The sequence below is a fragment of the Streptomyces sp. GL_148 genome, from assembly GCF_057834205.1.
The window spans coordinates 2,315,552-2,339,012 of the sequence record NZ_CM174396.1; the positions used below are offsets into that span (position 1 = coordinate 2,315,552).

20 protein-coding genes and 1 riboswitch are annotated in these 23,461 nt (G+C 70.8%); of the genes, 4 read left to right on the plus strand and 16 right to left on the minus strand.

The features are described from left to right. Positions 1-183: 183 nt before the first annotated feature. Positions 184-636 carry an SRPBCC family protein gene (locus tag AC3IYI_RS10615; protein ID WP_489409939.1) on the minus strand — a complete coding sequence of 151 codons (453 nt, stop codon included), beginning with the start codon at positions 634-636 and terminating at the stop codon, positions 184-186. Between the two features lie 83 nt (positions 637-719). After that, positions 720-1,514, minus strand: a complete 795-nt coding sequence (locus AC3IYI_RS10620; RefSeq protein ID WP_489409940.1) for a metallophosphoesterase family protein — start codon at positions 1,512-1,514, stop codon at positions 720-722. 227 nt (positions 1,515-1,741) lie between these two features. Between AC3IYI_RS10620 and AC3IYI_RS10625 the strand changes: the two genes are divergently transcribed. Then, entirely contained in the window at positions 1,742-3,538 is a 1,797-nt protein-coding gene (locus AC3IYI_RS10625; RefSeq protein WP_489409941.1) for an AMP-dependent synthetase/ligase, read from the plus strand. A gap of 36 nt (positions 3,539-3,574) precedes the next feature. On the opposite strand, the gene AC3IYI_RS10630 is transcribed toward AC3IYI_RS10625, so the two are convergent. From AC3IYI_RS10630 to AC3IYI_RS10660, 7 genes are all read right to left on the minus strand, one after another. Continuing rightward, positions 3,575-5,191 (minus strand): GMC oxidoreductase, encoded by a 1,617-nt coding sequence (locus AC3IYI_RS10630; RefSeq protein WP_489409942.1) that lies wholly within the window; start codon positions 5,189-5,191, stop codon positions 3,575-3,577. Between the two features lie 202 nt (positions 5,192-5,393). Next, the gene (locus AC3IYI_RS10635; protein WP_489409943.1) at positions 5,394-6,536 is read right to left on the minus strand and encodes a glycosyltransferase family 4 protein; all 1,143 of its coding nucleotides are present in this window, start codon (positions 6,534-6,536) and stop codon (positions 5,394-5,396) included. 337 nt (positions 6,537-6,873) lie between these two features. Then, a complete protein-coding gene (locus tag AC3IYI_RS10640; protein WP_489409944.1) occupies positions 6,874-8,061 on the minus strand; it encodes a hypothetical protein in 1,188 nt (395 codons plus the stop codon). 81 nt (positions 8,062-8,142) lie between these two features. After that, the gene (locus tag AC3IYI_RS10645; protein WP_489409945.1) at positions 8,143-9,195 is read right to left on the minus strand and encodes a C40 family peptidase; all 1,053 of its coding nucleotides are present in this window, start codon (positions 9,193-9,195) and stop codon (positions 8,143-8,145) included. 287 nt (positions 9,196-9,482) lie between these two features. Then, positions 9,483-10,514, minus strand: coding sequence for a C40 family peptidase (locus tag AC3IYI_RS10650; RefSeq protein ID WP_489409946.1), 1,032 nt, complete (start codon positions 10,512-10,514; stop codon positions 9,483-9,485). Between the two features lie 253 nt (positions 10,515-10,767). Then, the gene (locus tag AC3IYI_RS10655; RefSeq protein WP_489411498.1) at positions 10,768-12,132 is read right to left on the minus strand and encodes an NYN domain-containing protein; all 1,365 of its coding nucleotides are present in this window, start codon (positions 12,130-12,132) and stop codon (positions 10,768-10,770) included. A 40-nt stretch (positions 12,133-12,172) separates the two neighbouring features. After that, the gene (locus AC3IYI_RS10660) at positions 12,173-12,412 is read right to left on the minus strand and encodes a hypothetical protein (RefSeq protein ID WP_008738811.1); all 240 of its coding nucleotides are present in this window, start codon (positions 12,410-12,412) and stop codon (positions 12,173-12,175) included. 147 nt (positions 12,413-12,559) lie between these two features. Here AC3IYI_RS10660 and AC3IYI_RS10665 point away from each other — a divergent pair, with 147 nt between their 5' ends. Further along, a complete protein-coding gene (locus AC3IYI_RS10665) occupies positions 12,560-13,282 on the plus strand; it encodes a rhomboid family intramembrane serine protease (protein ID WP_489409947.1) in 723 nt (240 codons plus the stop codon). Then, a complete protein-coding gene (locus tag AC3IYI_RS10670; protein WP_243330042.1) occupies positions 13,279-13,560 on the plus strand; it encodes an Lrp/AsnC family transcriptional regulator in 282 nt (93 codons plus the stop codon). The genes AC3IYI_RS10665 and AC3IYI_RS10670 overlap by 4 nt, the downstream gene beginning before the upstream one ends. A gap of 436 nt (positions 13,561-13,996) precedes the next feature. Here AC3IYI_RS10670 and AC3IYI_RS10675 read toward each other — a convergent pair whose 3' ends face one another. From AC3IYI_RS10675 to ctaE, 6 genes are all read right to left on the minus strand, one after another. After that, positions 13,997-15,427 (minus strand): aminotransferase class V-fold PLP-dependent enzyme, encoded by a 1,431-nt coding sequence (locus AC3IYI_RS10675; protein ID WP_489409948.1) that lies wholly within the window; start codon positions 15,425-15,427, stop codon positions 13,997-13,999. Positions 15,428-15,701: 274 nt separating this feature from the next. Then, a riboswitch (SAM riboswitch) is annotated at positions 15,702-15,818 on the minus strand. 115 nt (positions 15,819-15,933) lie between these two features. Further along, positions 15,934-16,998 (minus strand): anthranilate phosphoribosyltransferase, encoded by a 1,065-nt coding sequence (trpD, locus tag AC3IYI_RS10680; protein WP_489409949.1) that lies wholly within the window; start codon positions 16,996-16,998, stop codon positions 15,934-15,936. A gap of 218 nt (positions 16,999-17,216) precedes the next feature. Then, complete coding sequence (gene qcrB / locus AC3IYI_RS10685; protein ID WP_489409950.1) at positions 17,217-18,845, minus strand: cytochrome bc1 complex cytochrome b subunit; 1,629 nt, start codon at positions 18,843-18,845, stop codon at positions 17,217-17,219. Next, complete coding sequence (gene qcrA / locus AC3IYI_RS10690; RefSeq protein ID WP_489409951.1) at positions 18,842-19,900, minus strand: cytochrome bc1 complex Rieske iron-sulfur subunit; 1,059 nt, start codon at positions 19,898-19,900, stop codon at positions 18,842-18,844. The genes qcrB and qcrA overlap by 4 nt, the downstream gene beginning before the upstream one ends. Further along, positions 19,897-20,706, minus strand: coding sequence for a cytochrome bc1 complex diheme cytochrome c subunit (gene qcrC / locus AC3IYI_RS10695; RefSeq protein ID WP_489409952.1), 810 nt, complete (start codon positions 20,704-20,706; stop codon positions 19,897-19,899). Before qcrC ends, qcrA begins: the two co-directional genes overlap by 4 nt. Positions 20,707-20,782: 76 nt before the next feature. Continuing rightward, the gene (gene ctaE / locus AC3IYI_RS10700; RefSeq protein WP_179172919.1) at positions 20,783-21,403 is read right to left on the minus strand and encodes an aa3-type cytochrome oxidase subunit III; all 621 of its coding nucleotides are present in this window, start codon (positions 21,401-21,403) and stop codon (positions 20,783-20,785) included. Between the two features lie 200 nt (positions 21,404-21,603). On the opposite strand from ctaE, the gene AC3IYI_RS10705 reads away from it, so the two are divergent. Beyond that, entirely contained in the window at positions 21,604-22,005 is a 402-nt protein-coding gene (locus AC3IYI_RS10705; RefSeq protein ID WP_250742508.1) for a DNA-binding transcriptional response regulator, read from the plus strand. Positions 22,006-22,128: 123 nt separating this feature from the next. Here the strand turns inward: AC3IYI_RS10705 and AC3IYI_RS10710 are convergent, their stop codons facing one another. Beyond that, on the minus strand, positions 22,129-23,376 hold the full coding sequence (locus AC3IYI_RS10710) for a L,D-transpeptidase (RefSeq protein ID WP_489409953.1): 1,248 nt from the start codon (positions 23,374-23,376) through the stop codon (positions 22,129-22,131). Positions 23,377-23,461 lie beyond the last annotated feature (85 nt).

Genomic DNA, 23,461 nt, shown 5'->3' on the forward strand with positions numbered 1-23,461 from the left:
GGCGCCGCACACGGCAAGGGTCCGGGCGCAGCCCGGGGAACGGGCGAAGGGCGGGTAGGGGACCCAGCCCCGCAGGGCCGACCCAGCCGCACACGCCCACCGGCCCCAGCGACAGGCGGCCGTCGCGCCAGCACCGCCCAGCCACCGCCGGACGGAGTCCGGCGCAGCGGTGCGAGGGGTGCGTCAAGAAGGCGTGCGGCCGCTCTCCACGCGCTTCTTCAGGCCGGCCAGCGCCCGGTCGATGATGACCTTCTCCGCCTTGCGCTTGATCATGCCGAGCATCGGGATCTTGACGTCCACCGTCAGCGAGTACGTCACCTCGGTGCGCGCACCCCCCGCGACCGGCGCCAGCTGGTAGGACCCGTCGAGCTGCCTGAGCATCTGGGACTTGTCCAGCGTCCAGCTGACCGTGTTCTCGGCCGGCCAGGTGTATGCCAGCGTGTGGTCGTCCTTGATCGCGCCCGCGTCAAGCAGCAGACGGACGAGGGAGGCCCGGCCGGCGTCGTCCTTCGCCAGTACCTCGGCCTCCTTCACCTCGCCGGTCCACTCCGGGTAGCGGGCGAAGTCGGCGATCACGGCCATGACGTCGGCCGGGGACGCCTCGATCATGATGCTCGAGCTGGTGTGTTCCGCCATCGCGGTCGCTCCTCCGGGGGGAGTTCGAGGAAGTGTGCGGACGGTTCGGGGCCGCCGCGTGAAGGCTATCGCGCGTCAAGACCTCACCACTCCAGGGCCCACGGCCTTCCCGTGGCCGCGAAGTGCCCGACGTTCACGCACTCGGTGGCGCCGATCCGCATCCGCCGGGCGAGGGGCTGGTGCACGTGGCCGAAGAGCGCGTACCGGGGCTTCATCCGGCGGATCGCGGCGAGCAGCGCCCCGCTCCCCCGCTCGAAGCGCCGCGCCACGGTGTCGTAGCAGAGCTCCGGCACCTCCGGCGGGATGTGCGAGCACAGCACGTCGACCTCGCCCAGCGCCTCCACCTTGGCCGCGTACTCCTCTTCGGGCACCTCGTAGGGCGTGCGCATCGGCGAGGGCAGTCCGCCCCCGACGAAGCCGAAGACCCGGCCCCCGATCTCGGCCCGCTGCCCGTCGAGAACGGTGAGGCCGGGGCCGGCGTACTCGGGCCAGAGCCCGGGGACGTCCACGTTTCCGTACGTGGCGTACGTGGGCCGGGGGAAGGCGGCGAACATCTCGGCGTACTGGCGCCGGACCGCGCCCTCGACGAGCCGTTCCCGGTCCAGGCCGGTCCAGAGTCCGCGGGCGAAGTCCCGGGCCTCCTCGAAACGGCGGGCGGTGCGCAGTTCGACGATGTGGTCGGCGTTCTCCACGCCGAAGATGTCGGGGAAGATGCCGCGCGAGTGGTCGGCGTAGTCGAGGAAGAGGACGAGGTCGCCGAGGCAGATCAGCGCGTCGGCGCCTTCCCCGGCCCGCGCCAGGGCCTCGGTGTTGCCGTGGACGTCGCTGACGACGTGGATTCGTGTCCGGTTCTTCGTTCCACCCATAGAGCCACCCATGCGGCCACCCTAGGGGCGCTTGGCCACCGTGGGTAGCGATTCGGGCCAGGCGGCCGGACCTGCGGTTACTTCCGAGTCGCAAACCGGGTCGACTACTCTCGGTAGGACACGGCCGCGACTGTGACGCATGGAACATCTGGCCGGTTCCCTCTATCCGGAACCCACTACCGGTGGGTAACGTCCGGTCGGTCCACATGGTGGCGATGGCGCCCAGAGGAGCAGCAGTCTTGCGCGAGTTCAGCCTTCCGGCCCTGTACGAGGTCCCGTCGGACGGGAACCTGACGGATCTCATCCGCCGCAATGCCGCGCAGCATCCCGACACCGCCGTCATGGCCCGCAAGGTCGACGGCGCGTGGCAGGACGTCTCCGCGACGCAGTTCCTCGCCGAGGTCCGCACCGCGGCGAAGGGCCTGATCGCGGCCGGCATCAAGCCCGGCGACCGGGTCGCCCTGATTTCCCGCACCCGCTACGAGTGGGTGCTGATCGACTTCGCGATCTGGAGCGCGGGCGCCGTCGCGGTCCCCGTGTACGAGACCAGCTCCCCCGAGCAGATCCAGTGGATCCTCGGCGACTCCGGCGCCGTCGCCGTCGTCGTGGAGTCCCCCGGGCACGCCGCGGCCGTGGCCGCCCTGCGCGACCGGCTGCCGGAGCTGCGCGAGGTCTGGGAGATCGAGCAGGGCGCCCTGGAGGCGCTGAAGGCGGCCGGCACCGAGGTCTCCGACGCCGAGGTCGACGAGCGCAGCGCTCTCGCGGGCGCCGACGACCCGGCCACCATCGTCTACACCTCCGGCACCACCGGCCGCCCCAAGGGCTGCGTGCTGACCCACCGCAGCTTCTTCGCCGAGTGCGGGAACATCGTGGCCCGGCTGCGTCCGCTCTTCCGGACCGGCGAGTGCTCCGTGCTGCTCTTCCTGCCGGCCGCGCACGTGTTCGGCCGCCTGGTGGAGGTGGCGGCCGTGCTGGCGCCGATCCGGCTGGGCTGCGTACCGGACATCAAGAACCTCACCGACGAGCTGCAGTCCTTCCGGCCCACGCTGATCCTCGGTGTGCCGCGCGTCTTCGAGAAGGTCTACAACTCGGCCCGCGCGAAAGCCCAGGCCGACGGCAAGGGCAAGATCTTCGACGCGGCAGCCGAGACGGCGATCGCGTACAGCCGTGCGCGGGACCTGCCGGGCGGGCCGTCCCTGAAGCTCAAGCTGAAGCACAAGGTCTTCTCCAAGCTGGTCTACAGCAAGCTGCACACGGTCCTCGGCGGGCGCGGCGAGTACGCGATCTCCGGCGGCGCCCCGCTGGGCGAGCGGCTCGGCCACTTCTTCCGCGGCATCGGCTTCACGGTGCTGGAGGGCTACGGCCTGACCGAGTCCTGCGCCGCCACGGCCTTCAACCCGTGGGACAAGACGAAGATCGGTACGGTCGGCCAGCCGCTCCCGGGCTCCGTGGTGCGTATCGCCGACGACGGCGAGGTGCTGCTGCACGGCGAGCACATCTTCAAGGAGTACTGGAACAACCCGACGGCCACCGCCGACGCGCTCACCGACGGCTGGTTCCACACCGGTGACGTCGGCACGCTCGACGAGGACGGCTACCTGGCGATCACCGGGCGCAAGAAGGAACTCATCGTCACGGCGGGCGGCAAGAACGTGGCGCCCGCGGTGATCGAGGACCGGATCCGGGCGCACGCGCTGGTCGCGGAGTGCATGGTGGTCGGCGACGCGCGGCCGTTCGTGGCGGCGCTGGTCACCATCGACGAGGAGTTCCTGGGCCGGTGGGCCGCGGAGAACGGCAAGCCGGCCGGTTCGACGGCGGCCCAGCTGCGCGAGGACGCGGAGCTGATCGCCGCCGTCCAGAAGGCCGTGGACGACGGCAACGCGGCGGTTTCCAAGGCGGAATCGGTGCGGAAATTCCGCATTCTGCCCTCCCAGTTCACGGAGGAGTCCGGGCACATCACGCCTTCGCTGAAGCTGAAGCGGAATGTGGTGGCGAAGGACTTCGCGGACGAGATCGAAGCCCTCTACCGGGGCTAGTGCCCATCCCCCGGGGCTAGTGCGTATCCCCCGGAGCTAGCGAGGGTCCTCGGCGAGGACCCTCGCCATGTTCCGCTCCGCCAAGGCGGTGACGGTCACGAAGGGGTTCACGCCGAGCGATCCGGGGATCAGCGAGCTGTCGGTGACGTAGAGGCCCTGGTAGCCCTTGACGCGGCCGAAGTCGTCGGTCGCGTCTCCGAGGACGCAGCCGCCCAGCGGGTGGTAGGTGAAGTTGTCGGCGAAGTTCTTGTTGTCGCCGAAGAGGTCGTAGCGGTAGATGGTGAAGTTGGCCCGGTTGATCCGGTCGAAGAGCCGTTTGGCGGCCTGGACGGACGGGGTGTTCTGGTCCCGGGTCCACTGGAGCTTCGCCGAATCGCTGGCGGCGTCGTAGGTGAAGTGCCCGCGCTCCGGGTTCTTGGTGATGGCCAGGTACATCGAGATCCAGTGCTCGAATCCCATCGGGAGCGGGGCGATCTCGGCGAAGACCGGGTTCGAGGCGTTGTCCCAGTCGTCGATGCCGAGGGCGGGCATGGTGGCCTGGTTGGCGCCGACCGTGTCCCACAGGTGGTTGGCACGGGCGGTCATGACGTTGCCGTTGTGGCCCCAGCCGAGGCCCACCTTGTCGTTCAGGGCGGGCAGGGTGCCCGTCTCGCGGGCGCGCAGCAGGATCTCGGTGGTGCCGAGGCTGCCGGCGCCGAGGAAGAGCTGCTTGCAGCCCAGTTCGCGGACCTGGGTGACGTGGCCGGTGAGGTCGCTGGTCTGGACGGTCAGGACGTAGCCGCCGGCCGGGTCCTGCCGTACGCCGACCACGCGCTGCATGGTCTCGATGGTGACGTTCCCGGTCCCCAGGGCGGCGGCGAGGTAGGTCTTGTCCACGCTCTTCTTGCCGTGGTTGTTCCCGTAGATGACCTCCCCGGCGAGGGCCGACCTGGTGGCGGTCCCGGCGGCCTCGCGCTTCATGTACTCGAAGTCGTAGACGTTGGGGACGAAGGTGGTCTTCAGGCCGGTCTTCTGGGCGTGCTTGCGGGAGATCCGGGCGAAGCGGTACCACTCCGTGGACTCGAACCAGGCCGGGTCGATGTCGTTGACCCCGAGCATGGCGCGGGCCCGGGGGTAGTAGGTGCCGTACATCTCGTCGGCGTCGACCCGGGGCATGACCTCGGTGAAGTACGAGCGCTTCGGGGTGGGCGCCATACCGCCGTTGACGAGGGAGCCGCCGCCGACGCCGCGGCCCACGTACACCGACATGTCGCCGTAGTTCACGCGGTCCAGGACGCCGGGGTACGGGCTGATGTTGCGGTTGACCACGTCCAGCCAGAGGAACTGGGCGAGCGGGGCCTCGGTGCGGTTGCGGAACCACATCGAGCGCTGGTCGGGGGCGGAGGTGGCCGGGAAGATCTTCCCGTCGGCGCCCGGGGTGTCCCAGAGCCGGCCCATCTCCAGAACGACGGTCCGCACGCCGGCCTGCCCGAGGCGGAGCGCGGCGACGGCGGATCCGTAGCCGGACCCGACGACGATGGCCGGGGCGTACGTCGCGGCCGCGGGCTCGGCGGCGGCCGCGGACTGCAGGCCGATCCGGGTGAAGCCGAGGGCCGCCGCGGTCTGGAGGGCGCCGAGACCGAGAACATGACGGCGTGTCAGGTTTGGTGTCATGGCCGCATCATGAGCGGATTCCGCTCAACCGGCCATAACCCGCACTGACACGCTTCTGAGTAACAGTCAGACATGGCTCGACCGTAGGCGGGCCCCGCCGCGGCCCGTGCGATTTGATCGACTCTGCCCGCGATCGGGCCCTGGGGGGCGATAATCCCCCCTCCGTACGGAAAGGGGACCCCCGGCCGGCGCGCGCGGCGCGCTACAGCAGCTCGCGCAGGCGCTCCGCCAGCAGGTCCCAGCGCCACTTCTCCTCGACCCAGGCACGGCCGCGCTCGCCCATGCGCGCGCGCAGGGCCGGGTCCCGGAGCAGGGCGACGACCCGCTCCGCGGTCTCGGCCGGGGCTCCGCCGGGAACCACCCAGCCCGTCTCCCCGTCCAGCACGGCGTCCGGGGCGCCGCCGGAGTCGCCTGCGATCACCGGCAGGCCCGTGGCGGAGGCCTCCAGGTAGACGATGCCGAGGCCCTCCACGTCGAGGCCGCCGCGGCGGGTCCGGCAGGGCATCGCGAAGACGTCCCCGGCCCCGTAGTGGGCGGGCAGTTCGGACCACGGGACCGCTCCCGTGAAGACGACGGACTCCGCGACCCCGGTCGATCCGGCCAGTGCCCGCAGGTCGGCCTCGTAGGGGCCGCCGCCCACGATCAGCAGGACGGCGTCCGGCAGCGCCGCCAGGATCCGCGGCATCGCCTCGATCAGCGTGTCCTGGCCCTTGCGGGGGACGAGCCGCGAGACGCAGACGACCACCGGCCGGTCCGTCAGGCCCAGCCTCGCCCGGACCTCCGCGCCACCCGACTCCGGATGGAAGGTCTTCTCGTCCACCCCCGGCGGGAGCTGCGTCATCCGCGCCGTCGCCCGGTCCGTCAGGGCCGGGGCGATCCGCGAACGGGTGTACTCCCCCAGGTAGGTCAGGGTGTCCGTGCCCTCGCCGATGCGCCGCAGCAGTTGGCGCGCGACCGGGAGCTGCGCCCAGCCCGCCTCGTGCCCGTGCGTGGTCGCCACGATCCGGCGCGCGCCGGCGCGGCGCAGCGCGGGACCCATCAGGCCCAGCGGGGCCGCGGCGCCGAACCACACCGACGAGCAGCCGTGCTCGCGCAGCAGGCCCACGGCCCGGCGGGTGACCCTGGGGGTCGGCAGCAGCATCGTCGTGCGGTCGCGGACCACCTGGAAGGGCTGCTCCGCGTCGAAGGCGGCGGTGGCGGCGCGGGCCTCTGCCGAGTGCTTCCAGGTGGAGGCATAGACCACGACCTGGTCCGGGTCCAGGCGCAGCGCCATGTTGTGCAGGAAGGCCTGGATGCCCCCCGGCCGCGGCGGGAAGTCGTTGGTCACGATCAGCGTCTTGTCCATCGCCTGCCGACCCTACCGGACCCTGCGGGGCTTGGACCTGCGGAGCGAGGCCCTGCGGGACGGGCCGGACCGGCGGAGCCGGGGCTGCGCCCGAGGCCTCCTGGGGCTCCGCCCCAGACCCCGCGCCTCAAACGCCGGCGGGGCTGGATTTTGGCCTGCCCCAGCCCACACGTGCAGGCCCGCTCCGGGAAGAATCCGGACCCGCCGCGCGCACGATCCGCTGCGTGCACCTGTGAGCCGACGCCGGCCAAAATGCAGCCCCTCCGGCGTTTGAGGAGCGGGGGTCCGGGGGCTGGCCCCCGGGAACGGCGCCGCACGCGGCCCCCGAACCGTGCGGCTAGCGGAACTCCCGGCGCAGTTCCTGCTGCCAGGCCGCCGTCAGCCCCGCGGGGTCCGTCCCCAGGGTGTCCTCCATCGCTGTCGGGAGGGACTCCCGGCCCGACTTCTCGTACAGGGAGACCAGGGCAGCGTCTCCCCACCGGTGGGCGACGAGCCGGCAGGCCAGCCAGGAGCCCTCGTAGGCCCGCGCCAGTGCGTCCGGGTCCCCGCCGAAGGCGAAGGCCCCGGCCGCGGGTAGCTCCCCCGGCACGTCGCCCCGCCGCACCGCGCGCGCCAGGGACGGCGCGGCTTCGGCCGGGGTGCGGCCGCTGTCGCGGTACGCGGCCCAGTCGGCGAAGCCCTCGGAGAGCCAGAGCGGGGTCCGGGCGGTGGTCGCCGCCCGGGTGGCCACGTGGGTGGTCTCGTGGGTCAGGATCACCTGGCGGCCCTCCGCCGTGAGCTGCCCGTACCCCTCCGGGTTCACCACGACCCGGTCTGCGGGGGCGGGGCCCGCCCCGGTCCGCCCGGTGGTGACGGCGCCCAGGCCCCGGTACTCGTCCGCGGGCCGCCCCAGCAGCGCCGCCATGGCGTCCAGCGAGCCGGGGACCAGCACCACCACCCGGCCCGCCCAGGGCCGCGGCCAGGCCGCGCTCGCCGCGGGCACCGCCTTGTCGGCCTCGGCGGCGATCTCGGAGAGGGAGCCGGAGCTCTGGCCGGCGCCGCCGAGCACCAGGGCGTGCGCCCCGCGCTCCACGGACACCGGGCCCTGGTCCCACAGCTGCGGCAGGGCTCCCGGGGCGGGGCGGTCGGCGGTCACCGCCCAGGCGCCGCCGTCGCGGGTGAGCTCCACCTCGCGGGCGGAGCCGGCCGGGGCGGCGTCGTAGCCGGTGAGCCGGTAGCGCAGCTCGGCGCGCACGAAGGCCCGTTCGCCTTCCATCCGGACCGCGGAGACCTCGTACGACCATCCCTCCAGCGGGATCGCCGCGAGGGCCGCCGGCGGGGCCGCCGCCCAGTCGGCGACGGCCCGCCGGACCTCCCGTTCGACGGGGTCCGCCGCACGGACTCCCGAAACGGAACCGGAAGGAGAACCCGAGCCGCATCCGGCGAGCGGCACCCAGAGCAGCAGCAGGCAGAGCAGCACCAGCGGCAGTGCGCGCGAACGCCGACGAGGGGTACGGCGAGGGGTACGGCCCAGGACCGGGAGCATCACCCGATCGTACGCAGCGCGCTCAGGGGGCTGTCGTCACATTCCCGTCTGCGGGCGACGACGGGAATGTGACGACAGCCCCTAGGGCCGGGTCACCGAGGACACCGGCATCATCCCGACCGGGTCGTACCGCACGCGCGCCCCCGGGTACGGGGCGTGCACCACCTGGCCGTTGCCGACGTACATGCCGACGTGGCTGGCGTCCGAGCGGTACGTCACCAGGTCCCCGGGGCGCGCCTCCGACAGCGGCACCCGCCGCCCCGCGTGCCGCTGCGCCTGCGAGGTGCGCGGCAGGGCGACGCCCGCCTGCCGGTACGACCACACCATCAGTCCGGAGCAGTCGAAGCCGGAGGGGCCGGTGGACCCCCAGACGTAGGGCCGTCCGACGGCGGACCGGGCCGCCATCACGGCGGTCATGGCGCGGCCGGAGGAGGGTCCGGAGGCCGCGGCGTCGGGGAGCTCGGGCAGGGCGTCGGGGCGGCCGCCGGAGCGCGAGGCCCGGTCGAAGTCGGCGCGCTCCTGCGTGGGCATCGCGTTCAGCAGCCGGCGGGCGGCGGCGAGTTTGGCGGTGACGGCGCGCTTCTCCTTCGCCACCTCGGCGCGCAGGGCGTCCAGTTCGGCGAGCTTGCGGGAGCCCTCCTGGCGTTCCTGGCCGAGGCGGCGCTGCTCGGAGCGCAGGTCGTCGAGCTGGCGGGCCTGGCGGCCGGACAGCCGGTCGAGGGCCGCGGCCTTGGCGAGGTAGTCGTCCGGGTCGTCGGAGAGCATCAGCTCGACGGCGGGGTCGATGCCGCCGGCCCGGTACTGGGCTCCGGCGTAGGCGCCGAGCACCCCGCGCATGGTGTTGATGCGGTCCTGCCCGCGGGCCACCGCGTCCTGGACCCGGTCGACTTCGGCGCGGAGCCGGCCGGCGCGCTCGCCCGCCTGGTTGAAGCGCTCGGTGGCCTGTTCGGCCTCTTCGAAGAGCCGGTCGACCTGGGCGCGGGTGCCCGCGGAGGGCTCCTGCGGGAGGCCGGGGGCCGCACCGGCGGGTGCGCCCGACATGAGAGCCGCTGCTCCCGCCGCGGCGGCGGTGAGGACGGTGACCTTGGTGTTCCGGTCGAGGGCGCTGGGCCCGGACCGGCGATGGGACGCCACGTGAAACCGCTCCCTCCTGCTGAGCGGGACCCGGGTCCGCCCTCCGTGGACGGCCGTGTGCCGGGGTTCCGCGCTGGCAGACAGTAGCCGCGCGCGAGGGCACCGGCCAACGACCGGCGGTGGGCACGCACAGTGACGCCCCGTCGGAGACGCAGGTCACCGGCGGGGCGTGTGGTCAGAGCGGGGCCTCGGAATTCGCCCGGATGGGCGGCGTACGGCGCGTCCGGACGGGCGTGGAGCGAGGCGGTGCGAGGCGGTGCGGGCCCGGAGCGGGCGGGCCCGGGGCGTCAGCCGATGCGGACGCCGAACTGGAACGGCATGTTGTTGATGGATTCGTACTTGACGCCGCCGCGCGGGTTCGACGCGTGCAGCACCATGCCGTTGCCCGCGTACAGGCCGATGTGGTGCAGGTCGCCGTAGAAGAGCACCAGGTCACCGGGCTGGAGCTGGCTCCTGCCGATACGGGTGCCGTCGTTGGCCTGTGTGTACGTGACGCGCGATATGTTCACGCCCGCCTGCTTGTACGCCCACTGGGTCAGACCCGAGCAGTCGAACGAGTTGGGGCCTTCGTGACCCGATATGTACGCGCTGCCGATCTTGGTCTGCGCGGCGGCGAGGGCGGCGCCGGCCCGGCCGGACGGCTTCACGTTGCCGAGGTTGGGGACGCGCTGGCCGGCGCCGCGGCTGGCGCGACTGTCCTCGTCCTTGATCGCCGCCCGCTCCTGGGCGGTCAGGGTGTTGAGGAGGGCCTGAGCCTCGGCGAGCTTGTCCGAGGAGGCCTTCTTCTTCTCGCCGAGCTCCTTGCGGGTGGCCTCGAGGTCGGTGAGCTTGCCCGCGGCCTCCTGGCGCTGCTGCGCGAGGGTGCGCTGCTTGGCCTGGATCTTCTGGACCGCTTCGACCTGCTGACCGCTCAGCTGCTCCAGCGTGGAGGCCTTGTCGAGGTAGCTGTCCGGGTCGGCCGAGAGGAAGAGCGCGAGGGACTGGTCGATGCCGCCGCTGCGGTACTGGGCGCTGGCCATCGAACCGAGCGTGCCGCGCAGCGCGTTGAGGTCCTGCTGGCCGCGGGCGACCTGGTCCTGGAGCTGCCCGATCTCGGTCTCGAGCTTGTCCTGGCGCTCCTTGGCCCCGTTGAACTTCTCGGTGGCCTGCTCCGCCTCTTCGTAGAGGGCGTCGACCTTGGCCTTGACCTCGTCCTTGCTCGGCTTGGCGGGGGCGGCGTGAGCGGCCTGCCCCGAGAGGACCACGGCGGCTGCCGCGGTGACGCCGAGCACGGTCGTGCGCATGCGGGTCGGCTGCTTGGGTCGACGGTGGGACGCCACGAAGGCGATCTCCTTCTTCCTAGAGCCGCCGAAGAACGCAAGACTCGGCGACACCCTCGCTGCCACCCCGAATGAGTGAACTACCGCACGAAGGTTTGACTGACCCTAGTGACCCTTCTGTGATCAGTTCAAATCCTGTCGGCAAAAAATTCGCTGTCCGACCAGGTTCTTTACCTACAGCGCACGCTCTGTGTCGATGACTTGACGGTACGTTCCCACAAGGCCCTGCCAATTCCGGCATTGGGCCCAGCAGTTACGAAACGCGCGAAAGCCGCTTCAGCAACAAGGCGGACGCCACCGGCCGCGCCCCGGCCTTGGCCACCCCGTCGGCGACCTCGCGGTCGGTGGAGACCACCACCACCGGACGGCCCGACGGTTCGGCGCGCACCAGCTGGCGGATCAGCTCGTCCGCCGTCACCCCGGCCTTGGAGAACAGCACCCGCACCCCGCGCGGCGGCGCGAGCAGCACGGGGGCCGCCAGCTCCGCCCCGTCGAAGACACAGGTCATCTCGGCGCCCGTCTGCGCGGCGAGCATCGACAGCCCGCCCAGCAACCGCAGGCGCTGCTTCTCCAGCGGCATCGTCGGGTAACCGGTCTTGGTGACGTTGTAGCCGTCGACCACCAGATGGGCCTGGGGTAGCGCCAGCAGCTGGTCCAGCAGCGCCGGGTCGGTCTCCGACAGGGCGCGCGCAGCGATGTCCTTCGGGGTCATCCGGCCCGGCTCCACCGCCTCCACCGTGTCGGCGGGCCGTGTGGAGACCGGCGGCAGCGCGAGCTCCCGGCGCAGTCCCGCGGCCGCGTCCAGCACGGTGTCCAGCAGCAGCCGCAGCCGCATGTCCTCGATGCTGCGCCCCTCGCGGGTGGCCCGGCGCGAGGTCTCCAGCGCCGATTCCACCTCCGCGAGGCGGGACTTGAGCCGCCGGGTCTCGCTCTCGGCGGTGGTCACCTGGGCGGCCGCCTCGGCACGGATGCCGTCGACCTCCGCGTTGATCTTGCGCAGGGCCGCGTCGCCCCGCTTGACGTCGCTCAGCGCGCTGCGCAGCTTGCGCTGAAGCGATTCCGCTTCCTTGCGCGCCGCTTCCAGCTCGGCCCGCACCTGGTCGACGCCCGTGCGCTGCAGTTCCCGTACGTGGGCCAGCTCCTCGCGGAGCCGCTCCATCTCGCGGCGGGCCTCCTCGTCGACCCGCTCGGCGTCGGCGCGCTGCGCCTCCTCGCCCGCGGCGGCGACCAGCTTGACCCAGCCGGCCGGCCGCAGCACGTACGCGGCGGCCGCCACGTCCAGCGGATCGGCGGCGGCGGGCGGCGCGCCCGACTCCAGCGCGGAGGCCAGGCCGGCCTGCGCCTCGCGGAGCTTCTCGGCGACCCGGCCCCGGAAGACGGGGTCGCTCTCCACGGCCGTGGCCATGGCGTTGCCCGCGAACTTGGCGCGCCGGGTCGGGGTGAAACGGGCGTACTGGCGCAACTGCGCCGGGAGGTCCGCGACCGTCAGCCCGCCGAAGGCGTCCGAGACGAGTGCGACGACCCGGCGCCGCACGCCTTCCGGCAGCGGGCGGTCGAGCACCTCGGCGGCGTCGCCGGCCGCGTCGGCCGGCTCAGCGCCGCTTGCTGGCTCCACAATCCGTCACCCCTACCGTCATTCACCTGTGGGCGGGGCTCCGTCAGGAGTCCGCGCCCGGCCTGTCGACGAGCTCGATCTGGTCCACCGCGTTGCACCAGCGACAGCGGACCGACTCGATGGTCTCATTGACCACCTCGCGCTCCTCGACCTTGGGCTCCCCGGCGAGGTCCAGGTGGACGTACTCCACTACCTTCGACGAACGGGTGACGTCGAAGCGCGTGAGGTTGCCGCACAGGGTGCAGCGCCACCGGGTGGTGTCGGTCGGCAGGGGAACCGTCATCAGGCCGCTCTCTCCTTCTATCGCTCACATGGCGCAAGCGCCGCACCCTCCCGTGTCGTCACGGGTGGTGCGCGCGTGCGCGCGTAGCTCGTAACCCTACGGCCTGCCGCGCCCGCTGGTGGGCCCGGCTGGGTCATGCTCGTTCGCATGATCGTAAGGTGGCAGGCCGTACGCGACGCCGCCCGGGGCCCGGTGATCACCCATGCGCTGATCGCCGGCTGCTGCGTGGTGTTCGTGCTGAGCCCGGCGTCGGGGCTGAACCCGGTCTACGGGACGGGCGATCAGCTCCTGGCCACGGGCACGGCGTACTTCCGGCGCTGGGGCGTGGTCCCCGACGAGCTCTTCACCGGCTCGGGCCGGGTGGCGCTCACTCCCCTCACGGCCCTGTTCGTCCACGGGAGCTGGCTGCACCTGCTGGGCAACATGCTCTTCCTCTACGTCTTCGGGGCGATGACGGAGCGGCGCATGGGCCGGGCCGGGTTCCTCTGCTTCTACGTCTGTACGGGCTACCTGGCCCTGGCGGCGTACGCCGCGGCCTACGCCTCCTCGGACCAGACCCTGGTCGGGGCCTCCGGGGCGATCTCCGCGGTCCTGGGCGCCTTCCTGTACCTCTTCCCCAAGGCGCGGGTGACGAGCCTGTTCCCGTTCCTCTTCTTCCTGCCGCTGCGCTTCCCCTCGTGGATCGTGCTGATGTTCTGGTTCGGCCTGCAGTGGCTGGCGGCGCACCGGGCGGCGAGCGGGCCGGGAGTCGCCTATCTGGCCCACGTGGTGGGCTTCTCGGTGGGCTTCCTCTACGCGTGGGCCCGCTACCGGGGTGGGACTAGAGTGAGCCGACCAGTGACTGCCGTCGAGGGAGAGAGCCAACCGTGATCACCGCACTCGTGCTCATCAAGACCAGCGTGGACCGGATCCCCGAGATCGCCGAGGCCATCGCCGCGCTGGACAGCGTCAGCGAGGTCTACTCGGTCACGGGCACCTACGACCTCATCGCGCTGGTCCGGGTGTCCCGGCACGAGGACCTGGCCGACATCATCCCCGGCCGCATCAGCAAGATCCCGGGCGTCGAGGCGACGGACACGCACGTGGCGTTCCGCACGTACTCCCAGCACGACCTGGAAGCAGCCTTCGCGATCGGCCTCGACGCGTAGGGCCTGGCCGGCCGGGGAACGTCAGCAGGTCTCGGGCGACCGTCCCGGGCTTCAGCCGGCACCGAGCCCGGGCGCGCCAATCCAGCCGTCCGGCGTTTGAGGACCGGGTCAGGGCGGAGCCCTGCTGGGGGTCCCCCCGGACGGAGTCTGGGGGATGGTGGAAGGGCGGGTAGGGGACAGCCCCCGCAGGGCAGCCGGCCCCCGCGGTCCGGCCATCGCCCGTTCCCGGACCCGGGCACGGTCCCGCCACCAGTCCCGGGCCGCCGACGGGCTCCAGTGGACATCGCCGTCGCCCCCGTACCCCTTGAACGGTTCGCAGTCGGCCGCGCAGATGAGGGCGTGGGCCGGGCCTGCGCGGGTGTCATGGGCTGGCGGTTCGCCCACCAGGGCGCGGCCAGTCGGGATCGGGTCCCATTAGGTCATGCCCCGTCACCTCTCAGACCGCGGGGACGCAGCGGCCCTCTTCGGTGCGGTACTGCCACTTGGCGCCGTCCGCGACGAGCTCCTTCACCGCGCGGACGAAGCGCTCCACGTGCTCGTCGGGGGTGCCGGCGCCGAAGCTGACGCGGATCGCGTTCAGGGACCGCTCCCCCGGGGCCGCCTCCGGGGCTCCGCACTCGCCCTGGGCCTGCGGCTCGCTGCCGAGCAGGGTGCGGACCAGCGGGTGCGCACAGAACAGGCCGTCGCGGACGCCGATGCCGTACTCGGCGGAGAGCGCGGCCGCGAAGTGCGAGCTGTTCCAGCCGTCGACGACGAAGGAGATGACGCCGACGCGGGGGGCGTCGTCGCCGAAGAGGGACAGGACGCGGACCGCCGGGACCTCGGCGAGGCCAGCCCGGACCTTGGTGATGAGGCGCTGCTCGCGGGCGACGAGGGTCTCGAAGCCGGCTTCCTTCAGCGCCTTGCAGGCGGAGGCGATGGAGTAGACGCCGATGACGTTCGGGGAGCCGGCCTCGTGGCGCGCGGCCGTGGTGTGCCACTCGACGTCCACGCCGCCGTCCTCACGGCGGGCCACCTTGCGCGAGGCGCCGCCGCCCGCGAGGTACGGGTCGGCCTCCTGGAGCCAGTCCGCGCGGCCGGCGAGCACGCCCGAGCCGAAGGGGGCGTAGAGCTTGTGTCCGGAGAAGGCGACCCAGTCCACGTCGAGGTCCTGGACGGAGACGGGGTGGTGCGGGGCCAGCTGGGCGGCGTCCAGGACGATGCGGGCGCCTTGGGCGTGCGCGGCGGCGGCGAGTTCCTTGACGGGCCACAGCTCGCCGGTGACGTTGGAGGCGCCGGTGACGCAGACCAGCGCCGGGCCGTAGCCCTCTTCAATTGATGCCGTGCGGTCGGCGAGTGCGCGCTCCAGGGTGGCGACGGCCTCGTCCGGGGTGCGGGGGGCGTTGAGGTAGGTGACCTGGGCGTTCGTCCACGGGAGCAGCGAGGCGTGGTGCTCGGTCTCGAAGACGAAGACCTGGCAGTCGGCCGGGAGCACGGCGGCCAGCAGGTTGAGGGAGTCGGTGGTGGACCGGGTGAAGATCACCTGGTCGGAGGGGCGGCAGTCGAGGAACTGGGCGACCGTGACCCGGCTCTGCTCGAACAGGTCGGTGGAGAGCTGCGAGAGGTACCCGGCGCCGCGGTGGACGCTGCCGTAGTACGGGGCGTACGCGGCCACGTCGTCCCAGACCCGCTGCAGCGCGGGAGCGCTGGCCGCGTAGTCGAGGGCGGCGTAGGTGACCTCGCCGCCGGTGACGAGCGGCACGGTGACCTCACGGCCGAGGACCGCCAGCGGCTCGGCACAGGCAGGGCCCCCGGCCACAGAGGTGACGGCGGCGGTGACGGCGGCAGCAGTGCCAGAGTTAAGGGACGCAGACAGGGTTGCGGACATGGCGGTATCTCCCGGCAGGCAGGTGTGAATGGCTTCGGTGTGCCCGTACGCGGATACGGCGCTGCGGCCGTTCGGGGTACGGGAGTGCCCCGGAATGCGGATCGGCCGCCGCGCGCAGATGTGCTGCCGCAGGCGTGCTGCGGGTACGCGGAAGTGACCCTGTTCCGAGGGGTGAAGAAGGGGCGGAGTCGCCCTATCGCATTCGCTTGCTCACGGAAAACGCTCCTCAGAAGACCAGGATCCCTGGCCCGACACCCCAATAGGAGGTGTGAGGGATCCGCGCTTGCCGTAGACCTCACTGCCTACGGCCTGGTCATCACCCGGGGCACCCCGCCACGGAAGGAGGGTTGCCGGACAGCAAGCCGGGGCCTAAACGCTGTCACTCGTGACCTGAGGAGCATCCTGCCACACGATCTTCCGAACGCAAGACCCCGGTCCACATGGCGGACCGGGGTCAGTGCTGGATCTTGGCCGGATCCCGTCGGATCGGCCAGACGCCGTAGCGGCTACGCGTTGCTCGCCGCCACCCAGCGGGCCAGCGCGGCCCGGGCCGCGCCCGAGTCCACCGACTCCGCCGCCCGGAGGACACCGGCGGCGAGCTGCTCCTCCAGGGTGCCCGGGCCCGGGTCCAGCGCGACCAGGGCCGCCGCCGAGTTCAGGAGCACCGCGTCGCGGACCGGGCCGGTCTCGCCGGCCAGCAGGCGGCGGGCGACGTCCGCGTTGAACGAGGCGTCCGCGCCGGCCAGCGCGGAGACGTCCACCAGCGGGATGCCGATGTCGCGCGGGTCGAAGCCCTGCTCCCTGACCTCGCCGTCGCGGACCCACCAGACCCGGGAGGTCGCCGTGGTGGTGAGCTCGTCGAGCCCGTCGTCACCGCGGAAGACCAGCGCCGAGGAGCCCCGCTCCGCCAGGACGCCCGCGACGATCGGGGCCACCCGCGCGTCGGCCACGCCGGTGGCCTGCGCCCGGACCCTCGCCGGGTTGGTCAGCGGGCCGAGGAAGTTGAAGGTGGTCCGGATGCCGAGCTCCCGGCGGGCCGCCGCCACGTGCCGCAGCGCGGGGTGGAACTTGACCGCGAAGCAGAAGGTGATCCCGGCTTCCTCGGCCACCTCCACCACCCGCGCGGGGGTGAGGTCGAGGTTGACGCCCAGCTTCTCCAGGACGTCCGAGGAGCCGCTCGCGGAGGACGAGGCCCGGTTGCCGTGCTTGACCACCTTGGCGCCCGTACCGGCCACCACGATGGCCGACATCGTGGAGATGTTGACCGTCTTGGCCCCGTCGCCCCCGGTGCCGACGATGTCCACCGTCCGGCCGGGCACCTCGATCAGGTTGGCGTGTTCGTACATGGCGCGGACCAGGCCGTTGATCTCGGAGACGGTCTCCCCCTTGGCCCGCAGCGCGACCGCGAAGCCGGCGATCTGGGCGTCGGTGGCCTCCCCGCGCATGATCCGGTCCATGGCCCAGGCCGTGTCGTCGGCGCCGAGGTCACGGCCGGTCAGCAGGGCCTCCAGAACGCCCGGCCAACCGCGGGCCGCCGCGCTGTCGCCGCCTGCCGGGGTCACCAGGTTCATGGTCCGCTCCTGCTGCTCGTCGAGGATTCCACGTCGAATGGGGAAGGGCTTCAGCCTATCCAGCCCCGGGGACGGCAAAGAGCCCCGTCCAGACACTGGACGGGGCTCTCGCCGTGGCGACACCAGGACTGACCGAAATCAGTCCCTCAAGCAGTCATGCGTCATGCGTACTGCGTGAATCGTGAAGCTCTGAAGCCGTGAAGCCGTGATGCGGGAGATCAGTGGTGGCCGTGGCCGTTCTGGATCTCCTTGTACTCCTCGACCGTGGGCTTCGGGATCTGGTTGTTCTCCCCGTAGTAGCCCTTGCTGAGCTTGGCGCGGAGCTTCTCCAGCATCTTCACCTTGCGCTCGACACCGTTCTCGTCGACCGTGGGGCCGATCTCGGCGGGCTCGTACTGCTCGTACGAGGTGAGCGTGTGCAGCTTGCCCTGCGAGAGCGGCTCGTGGACCTCGACGAACTCACCGTGCGGCAGGCGCTTGATGATGCCGGTCTCGCGACCGTGCAGCACCTTGTCCCGGTCCCGGCGCTGGAGGCCGAGGCAGATCCGCTTGGTGATGATGAACGCGATGACCGGACCGACGAAGAACCCGATGCGGGCGAACCAGGTGATCGAGTTGATCGACAGGTGGAAGTACTGCGCGAACATGTCGTTTCCACCGGCGATCAGCAGGATGACGTACCACGTCAGCCATGCCACACCGAAGCCCGTACGGGTCGGGGCGTTGCGCGGGCGGTCCAGGATGTGGTGCTCGCGCTTGTCCCCGGTGACCCAGGACTCGATGAACGGGTAGACCGCGATGGTCGCCAGGACCAGCGGGAAGATCGTGAACGGAATGAACACGCCCAGGGCCAGGGTGTGGCCCCACAGGTTGATCTCCCAGCCGGGCATGGCACGGATCAGGCCCTCGGAGAAGCCCATGTACCAGTCGGGCTGCGCACCGGTGGACACGTGGTCCGGGCGGTACGGGCCGAGCGCCCAGATCGGGTTGATCGAGGCGATGCCCGCGATCAGCGCGATGACACCGAAGACCAGGAAGAAGAAGCCTCCGGCCTTGGCCATGTAGACCGGGAGCAGCGGCATGCCGACGACGTTCTTCTCCGTCTTGCCGGGGCCCGCGAACTGGGTGTGCTTGTGGTAGAAGACCAGGATCAGGTGGGCCACCAGCAGGCCCATCATGATGCCGGGCAGCAGCAGGATGTGCACCGAGTAGAGCCGGCCCACGAAGTCGCCGCCGGGGAACTCCCCACCGAAGAAGAAGAACGACAGGTACGTGCCCACGATCGGCACGGACAGCATCGCGCCTTCCATGAAGCGGACACCGGTGCCCGAGAGCAGGTCGTCCGGCAGGGAGTAACCGGTGAAACCGGTGAACATGCCGAGGACCAGCAGCAGGAAGCCGAAGACCCAGTTGACCTCACGCGGCTTGCGGAACGCGCCGGTGAAGAACACGCGCATCATGTGCACGAGCATCGCCGCGATGAAGATCAGCGCCGACCAGTGGTGGATCTGCCGGATGAGCAGACCGCCACGGACGTCGAAGCTGATTTCCAGGGTCGACTTGAAGGCCTCCGACATCGCGACACCCTGCATGGGGATGTACGAACCGTCGTAGTGCACTTCGTTCATGCTCGGGTGGAAGAACAGCGTCAGGTACACACCCGTGAGGATGAGGATGATGAAGCTGTAGAGGCAGATCTCGCCCAGCATGAAGGACCAGTGGTCCGGGAAGATCTTGCGCATGTTGGCCTTGGCGAGGCTGTAGATGCCCAGCCGGCCGTCGGCCCAGTCGGCTACGCGCTCGCCGGCCGGAGCCTTGCGCTCTTTGGTTTGAGTGGCAGTGCTCATCCGCGCTCCCAGAATGAGGGACCGACGGGCTCTTCGAAGTCGCCGAGCGCCTCGAGGAAACCTTCGTCATTGACGCCGATCCGCAGCTGCGGGAGCGCGTGACCAGCCGGGCCGAAGATGACTCGGGCGCCGTCGGAGAGGTCGAAGGTGGACTGGTGGCACGGGCAGAGCACGTGGTGCGACTGCTGCTCGTACAGGCTGATCGGGCAGCCGACGTGGGTGCAGATCTTGGAGTAGGCCACGATCCCGTCGTGGGACCACTCCAGTTCCTTCTTGTCCTTGATGTCTTCCGGCTGGATGCGGACGATCATCAGGGCGGCCTTGGCGATCTGCGTCTGGAAGTCGTGCGCGTCCTCCTCCAGGCCTTCCGGCATGGCGAAGGTCAGCGAGCCGACCACGATGTCCTCGGGACGGAGCGGCTCCATCGTGTTCTGGTTGATGAGCATCTTGCCCCGCGCCCAGATGGTCTTGCGCAGCTTGTCCTCGGGCAGCGGGCCCAGGTCGCGCAGGATCACGACGGCGGAGAGCGGCAGCAGGGCCAGCGCACCGAACATCGTGTTGCGGATGAGCGGGCGGCGGCCGATGGCCGACTCGCGCGCGCCGTCCGCGAAGTCCTGCAGGACCTGCGCCTTGACCTCGGCCGGGGCCGCGATCTCGTGGCGCTCGGCGGCGACCTCCACGTCGGACATCAGGGTGCGGGCCCAGTGGACCGCGCCCGCGCCGATGGCGAAGAGGGCCACGCCGAGGGTCACGCCCAGGGCGAAGTTGAGAGCGCTCACCTTCCCGATGGGGAAGATGTAGACGATCTTGTCGACCGGCAGGATCACGAACGAGGCGATGAAGCCGATCGTCGCCAGCATCGACAGCGTGAACAGGAAGGCCACCGTGCGCTCGGAGCGCTTCGCGGCCCGCTCGTCGATGTCCTGGATCCGCGGCCGGTGGACCGGCAGACCGGGGTCGGCGAACGGGTCGTCCGCCACTGTCACGGCACCGTGGTGCGCGTCGCCCTGCTCGCTCGGCAGGTGCTTCTCTTCGGGAATGTCTTGGCTACTCATGACTTCTTGGCCTTAGCGGTGTGGGCCGCGACCCAGACGGCGACAGCGATCAGCGCACCCAGTCCGAAGATCCAGCCGAAGAGACCCTCGGAGACGGGGCCGAGGCCACCGAGCTTGAGGCCACCGGGGCTGGTCGACTTATCGCCGTTGACGTGCTGGATGTACGCGATGATGTCCTTCTTCTGCTTCTCCGGCATGGTCGTGTCGGGGAAGGAGGGCATGTTCTGCGGGCCGGTGAGCATGGCCTCGTAGACGTGCTTCGGCTCGACACCCTCAAGGTTGGGGGCGTACTTGCCGTTCGTCAGTGCGCCGCCCTCGCCCGTGAAGTTGTGGCACTGCGCGCAGTTGTTGCGGAACAGCTCGCCACCCTTCGCGATGTCGGCACCCGCCGGGTCGTACTGCCTCTCGGTCGGCACGATCGGGCCGGCTCCGAGGGACGCGATGTACGCGGCGAGCTGGTCGGCCTGCGCCTGGGTGTAGATGACGGGCTTCTTCGGCACCTGGGCGCCGGGCTGCTGGGCGGGCATACGGCCCGTCATCACCTGGAAGTCGACGGCAGCGGAGCCGACGCCAACCAGGCTGGGGCCGTCAGAGGAACCCTGACCGCCGGTTCCGTGGCAGCTTGCGCAGCCGACGGCGTAGAGCTTCTGGCCCTCCTCGATGGCGAGGGACTGGACGGTTTCGTCGGCCTTCGCATTGCCCGCGGGCGCGAAGGCGGAGTACAGCCCCCCGGTAACCGCCAGCGCGAAGAGTAGAACGACGACCGCCGCCAGGGGATGGCGTCGTCGTGCGGAGAGCTTTTTCACGGATTACCCCGGTGTCAGGATCTTCTGCGTCGGTGTGTCTGGATGGAGTGCCGGGGCGGGCCCGGCGACGTGTTCGCTACTTGATCAGGTAGATCGTTGCGAAGAGGCCGATCCAGACGACATCGACGAAGTGCCAGTAGTAGGACACGACGATGGCCGACGTGGCCTGTTCGTGGGTGAACCTCTTGGCCGCGTACGTCCGGCCGAGGACCAGCAGGAAGGCGATGAGACCGCCCGTCACGTGCAGACCGTGGAAGCCGGTGGTCAGGTAGAAGACCGAGCCGTACGGACCGGACGAGAGGCTCATGCCCTCGTGCTTGACCAGCTCGGTGTACTCGAACACCTGGCCGCCAATGAAGATCGCACCCATGACGAACGTGATGATGAACCACGTCCTGAGCTTCTTCACGTCACCGCGCTCGGCGGCGAATACGCCGAGCTGGCAGGTGAGCGAGGAAAGCACCAGGATCGTCGTGTTCGTCGCCGAGAAGGGCAGATTCAAGGCCGAAGCCTGTTCTGTCCAGTACTCGGTGCCTGTCACGGATCGCAGGGTGAAGTACATCGCGAAGAGGGCCGCGAAGAACATCAGCTCGGAACTCAACCAGATGATGGTTCCCACGCTGACGAGGTTCGGCCTGTTGACCGTCGGGTGCGCGTGCCCGGTATCTACTGTCGTTGCTGTCGCCACGACCGACATTATGTCGGTCCCTTATCCCGCCCTCACCCCGGGGGGTGCCGTTCGGAGTGTCCGGGGCGTGTGCAAGGCCCGAACGGCCCATCAGATCGCCCCTCGGAGGTCTGATCAGCAGCCTGTGCGAACCGATGTTGACACCGGGTCGGACGGAGTAGCATCCCGCGCAACATCAACGTGATTCACGGGACACGTGGAGGAACGAAATGCGGGCGACTGCGCGGGTTCTGGTCTACAGCGACGACGCGGGCACCCGGGAGCAGGTGCGGCTGGCGGCCGGGCGCAGGCCGGCCGCCGACCTGCCGCCGGTGGAGTTCCTGGAGTGCGCCACGCTGCCGGCCGTCCTGAAGGAACTGGACGCGGGCGGCATCGACGTGTGCGTGCTGGACGGCGAGGCGGTTCCGGCCGGGGGCATGGGGGTGTGCCGGCAGATCAAGGACGAGATCTTCCAGTGCCCGCCCGTACTGCTCCTGATGGGCCGTCCGCAGGACGCCTGGCTGGCCACCTGGAGCCGCGCGGACGCCGCGGTCACCCTTCCGGTTGATCCGGTGGACTTCGCGCAGGCCCTGGCAGGTCTGCTGCGCGCGCGGCTCTCCCCGGCGGCGTAACGGGGTCTGTGCGCCCCGCAGAGCCCCTTACCGGCGCATACCGGGCCCACGCGGGTGCCCGTACGGTCCGTACGGGCACCCGTGCCCCGGCTGTGGCCCCTCCCGGCGCTCCTGGCCCGGTGGTTACACCTGCGGGCGCAGGCGGGCCTGGTCGACCGGGCTGCGGCCGTCCTGGGTGCCCTTGAGGAGGGCGCTGCCCTCGCGCCAGTCCTTCCAGTCCATGTTCCAGTCGCCGAAGCCGTTGCCGAAGGTGTCCATGTCGTCGCCGATGCTGTTGATGACGCGGACGATGTCGCCTTCGGTGATGTTCTCGTAGAACCAGGCGGCGTTGCCGGTGCTCATGCCGGTGCAGCCGTGGCTGACGTTCTCGTAGCCCTGGGAGCCGACGGACCACGGCGCGGCGTGGACGTATTCACCGCTCCAGGTGACACGGGTGGCGTAGTAGACGGGCAGGTTGTAGTACTCGCTGCCGCCGATGCCCACGGTGTCTCCGCGCATCTGGACGTAGTACTGCTTGCCGAGGACCACCTTGACGCCGTTGCGGGTGGAGAATCCCGGCTTTCCGGTGGTCACCGGGATGGAATTGATCACTTCTCCGTTGCGCCGGAACGTGAGCCAGTGCGAGGAGGCGTCCGTGGTGACCTCGACGCGGTCGCCGATCTCCAGCTTCAACGGCTTGGAGGCGGCGCCGTGCAGGTCGTCGGAGATCTTGATGCCCTCCAGGTTGCTCCGGACGGAGACGGTGGTGTTGGCGGGCCAGTACTCCTTGGGCCGGTAGTGCAGCTTCTTGTCGTCCACCCAGTGCCAGGCGCCCACGGCTTCCGCCGGGGCGTCGACGACCAGGCCCCGCTCGATGACGGCGCGGGCGGCCTTGTCCTTGACGGGTTCGTTGAGTTCGGCCGTGAGGGGCTGTCCGACGCCGTACTTGCCCTCGTCCGGGCCGAATTCGACCTTGAGGACCTTCTGGGCCGGAGTGGTGTCGAAGGTGAGCGTGCGCTGCCCGGGGGCGCCGCGTTCGTCCTCGGTGCTCACGAGGACGGTGTAGCGGACGCCGGCGGCCATCGGGACGGTGCTGTGCCAGCGGTCGCCCGAGGCGGACAACTCGCCCGCCAGGCGCCGTCCGTGGGTGTCCACGGCGCTCACGTCGGTGATCCGGCCGTCGCCGCTCTTGGCGGTGACTTCCAGGGGCCGGTCCGGGTCGACCGGGCGACTGCCGGAGGACTGGTTGAGGGCGACTTGGTCGCCCGCGTCGTAGGGGCGGGCGGACAGCGGGTTGTCGTCGCCCGACCCGCATGCGGTGGCGCCGGCCCCGAGGGACGCGACCAGCAGGGAGCAGCCGATAACCGTCCAAAGACGCGGTGACTGGTTCATGAAGCCAACGCTATGAAGATATGACAATTACGGCGCGCGGGGTGACTGCAAACGAGGGGCCCGGACTCCTCCATTGGAGGTGTCC

Coding starts and splice junctions, on each gene's coding strand:
- AC3IYI_RS10615 (WP_489409939.1), bottom strand. CDS start 636: ATGGCGGAACACACCAGCTCGAGCATCATGATCGAGGCGTCCCCGGCC.
- AC3IYI_RS10620 (WP_489409940.1), bottom strand. CDS start 1,514: ATGGGTGGCTCTATGGGTGGAACGAAGAACCGGACACGAATCCACGTC.
- AC3IYI_RS10630 (WP_489409942.1), bottom strand. CDS start 5,191: ATGACACCAAACCTGACACGCCGTCATGTTCTCGGTCTCGGCGCCCTC.
- AC3IYI_RS10635 (WP_489409943.1), bottom strand. CDS start 6,536: ATGGACAAGACGCTGATCGTGACCAACGACTTCCCGCCGCGGCCGGGG.
- AC3IYI_RS10640 (WP_489409944.1), bottom strand. CDS start 8,061: ATGCTCCCGGTCCTGGGCCGTACCCCTCGCCGTACCCCTCGTCGGCGT.
- AC3IYI_RS10660 (WP_008738811.1), bottom strand. CDS start 12,412: ATGACGGTTCCCCTGCCGACCGACACCACCCGGTGGCGCTGCACCCTG.
- AC3IYI_RS10665 (WP_489409947.1), top strand. CDS start 12,560: ATGATCGTAAGGTGGCAGGCCGTACGCGACGCCGCCCGGGGCCCGGTG.
- AC3IYI_RS10675 (WP_489409948.1), bottom strand. CDS start 15,427: ATGTCCGCAACCCTGTCTGCGTCCCTTAACTCTGGCACTGCTGCCGCC.
- trpD (WP_489409949.1), bottom strand. CDS start 16,998: ATGAACCTGGTGACCCCGGCAGGCGGCGACAGCGCGGCGGCCCGCGGT.
- qcrB (WP_489409950.1), bottom strand. CDS start 18,845: ATGAGCACTGCCACTCAAACCAAAGAGCGCAAGGCTCCGGCCGGCGAG.
- qcrA (WP_489409951.1), bottom strand. CDS start 19,900: ATGAGTAGCCAAGACATTCCCGAAGAGAAGCACCTGCCGAGCGAGCAG.
- ctaE (WP_179172919.1), bottom strand. CDS start 21,403: ATGTCGGTCGTGGCGACAGCAACGACAGTAGATACCGGGCACGCGCAC.
- AC3IYI_RS10705 (WP_250742508.1), top strand. CDS start 21,604: ATGCGGGCGACTGCGCGGGTTCTGGTCTACAGCGACGACGCGGGCACC.
- AC3IYI_RS10710 (WP_489409953.1), bottom strand. CDS start 23,376: ATGAACCAGTCACCGCGTCTTTGGACGGTTATCGGCTGCTCCCTGCTG.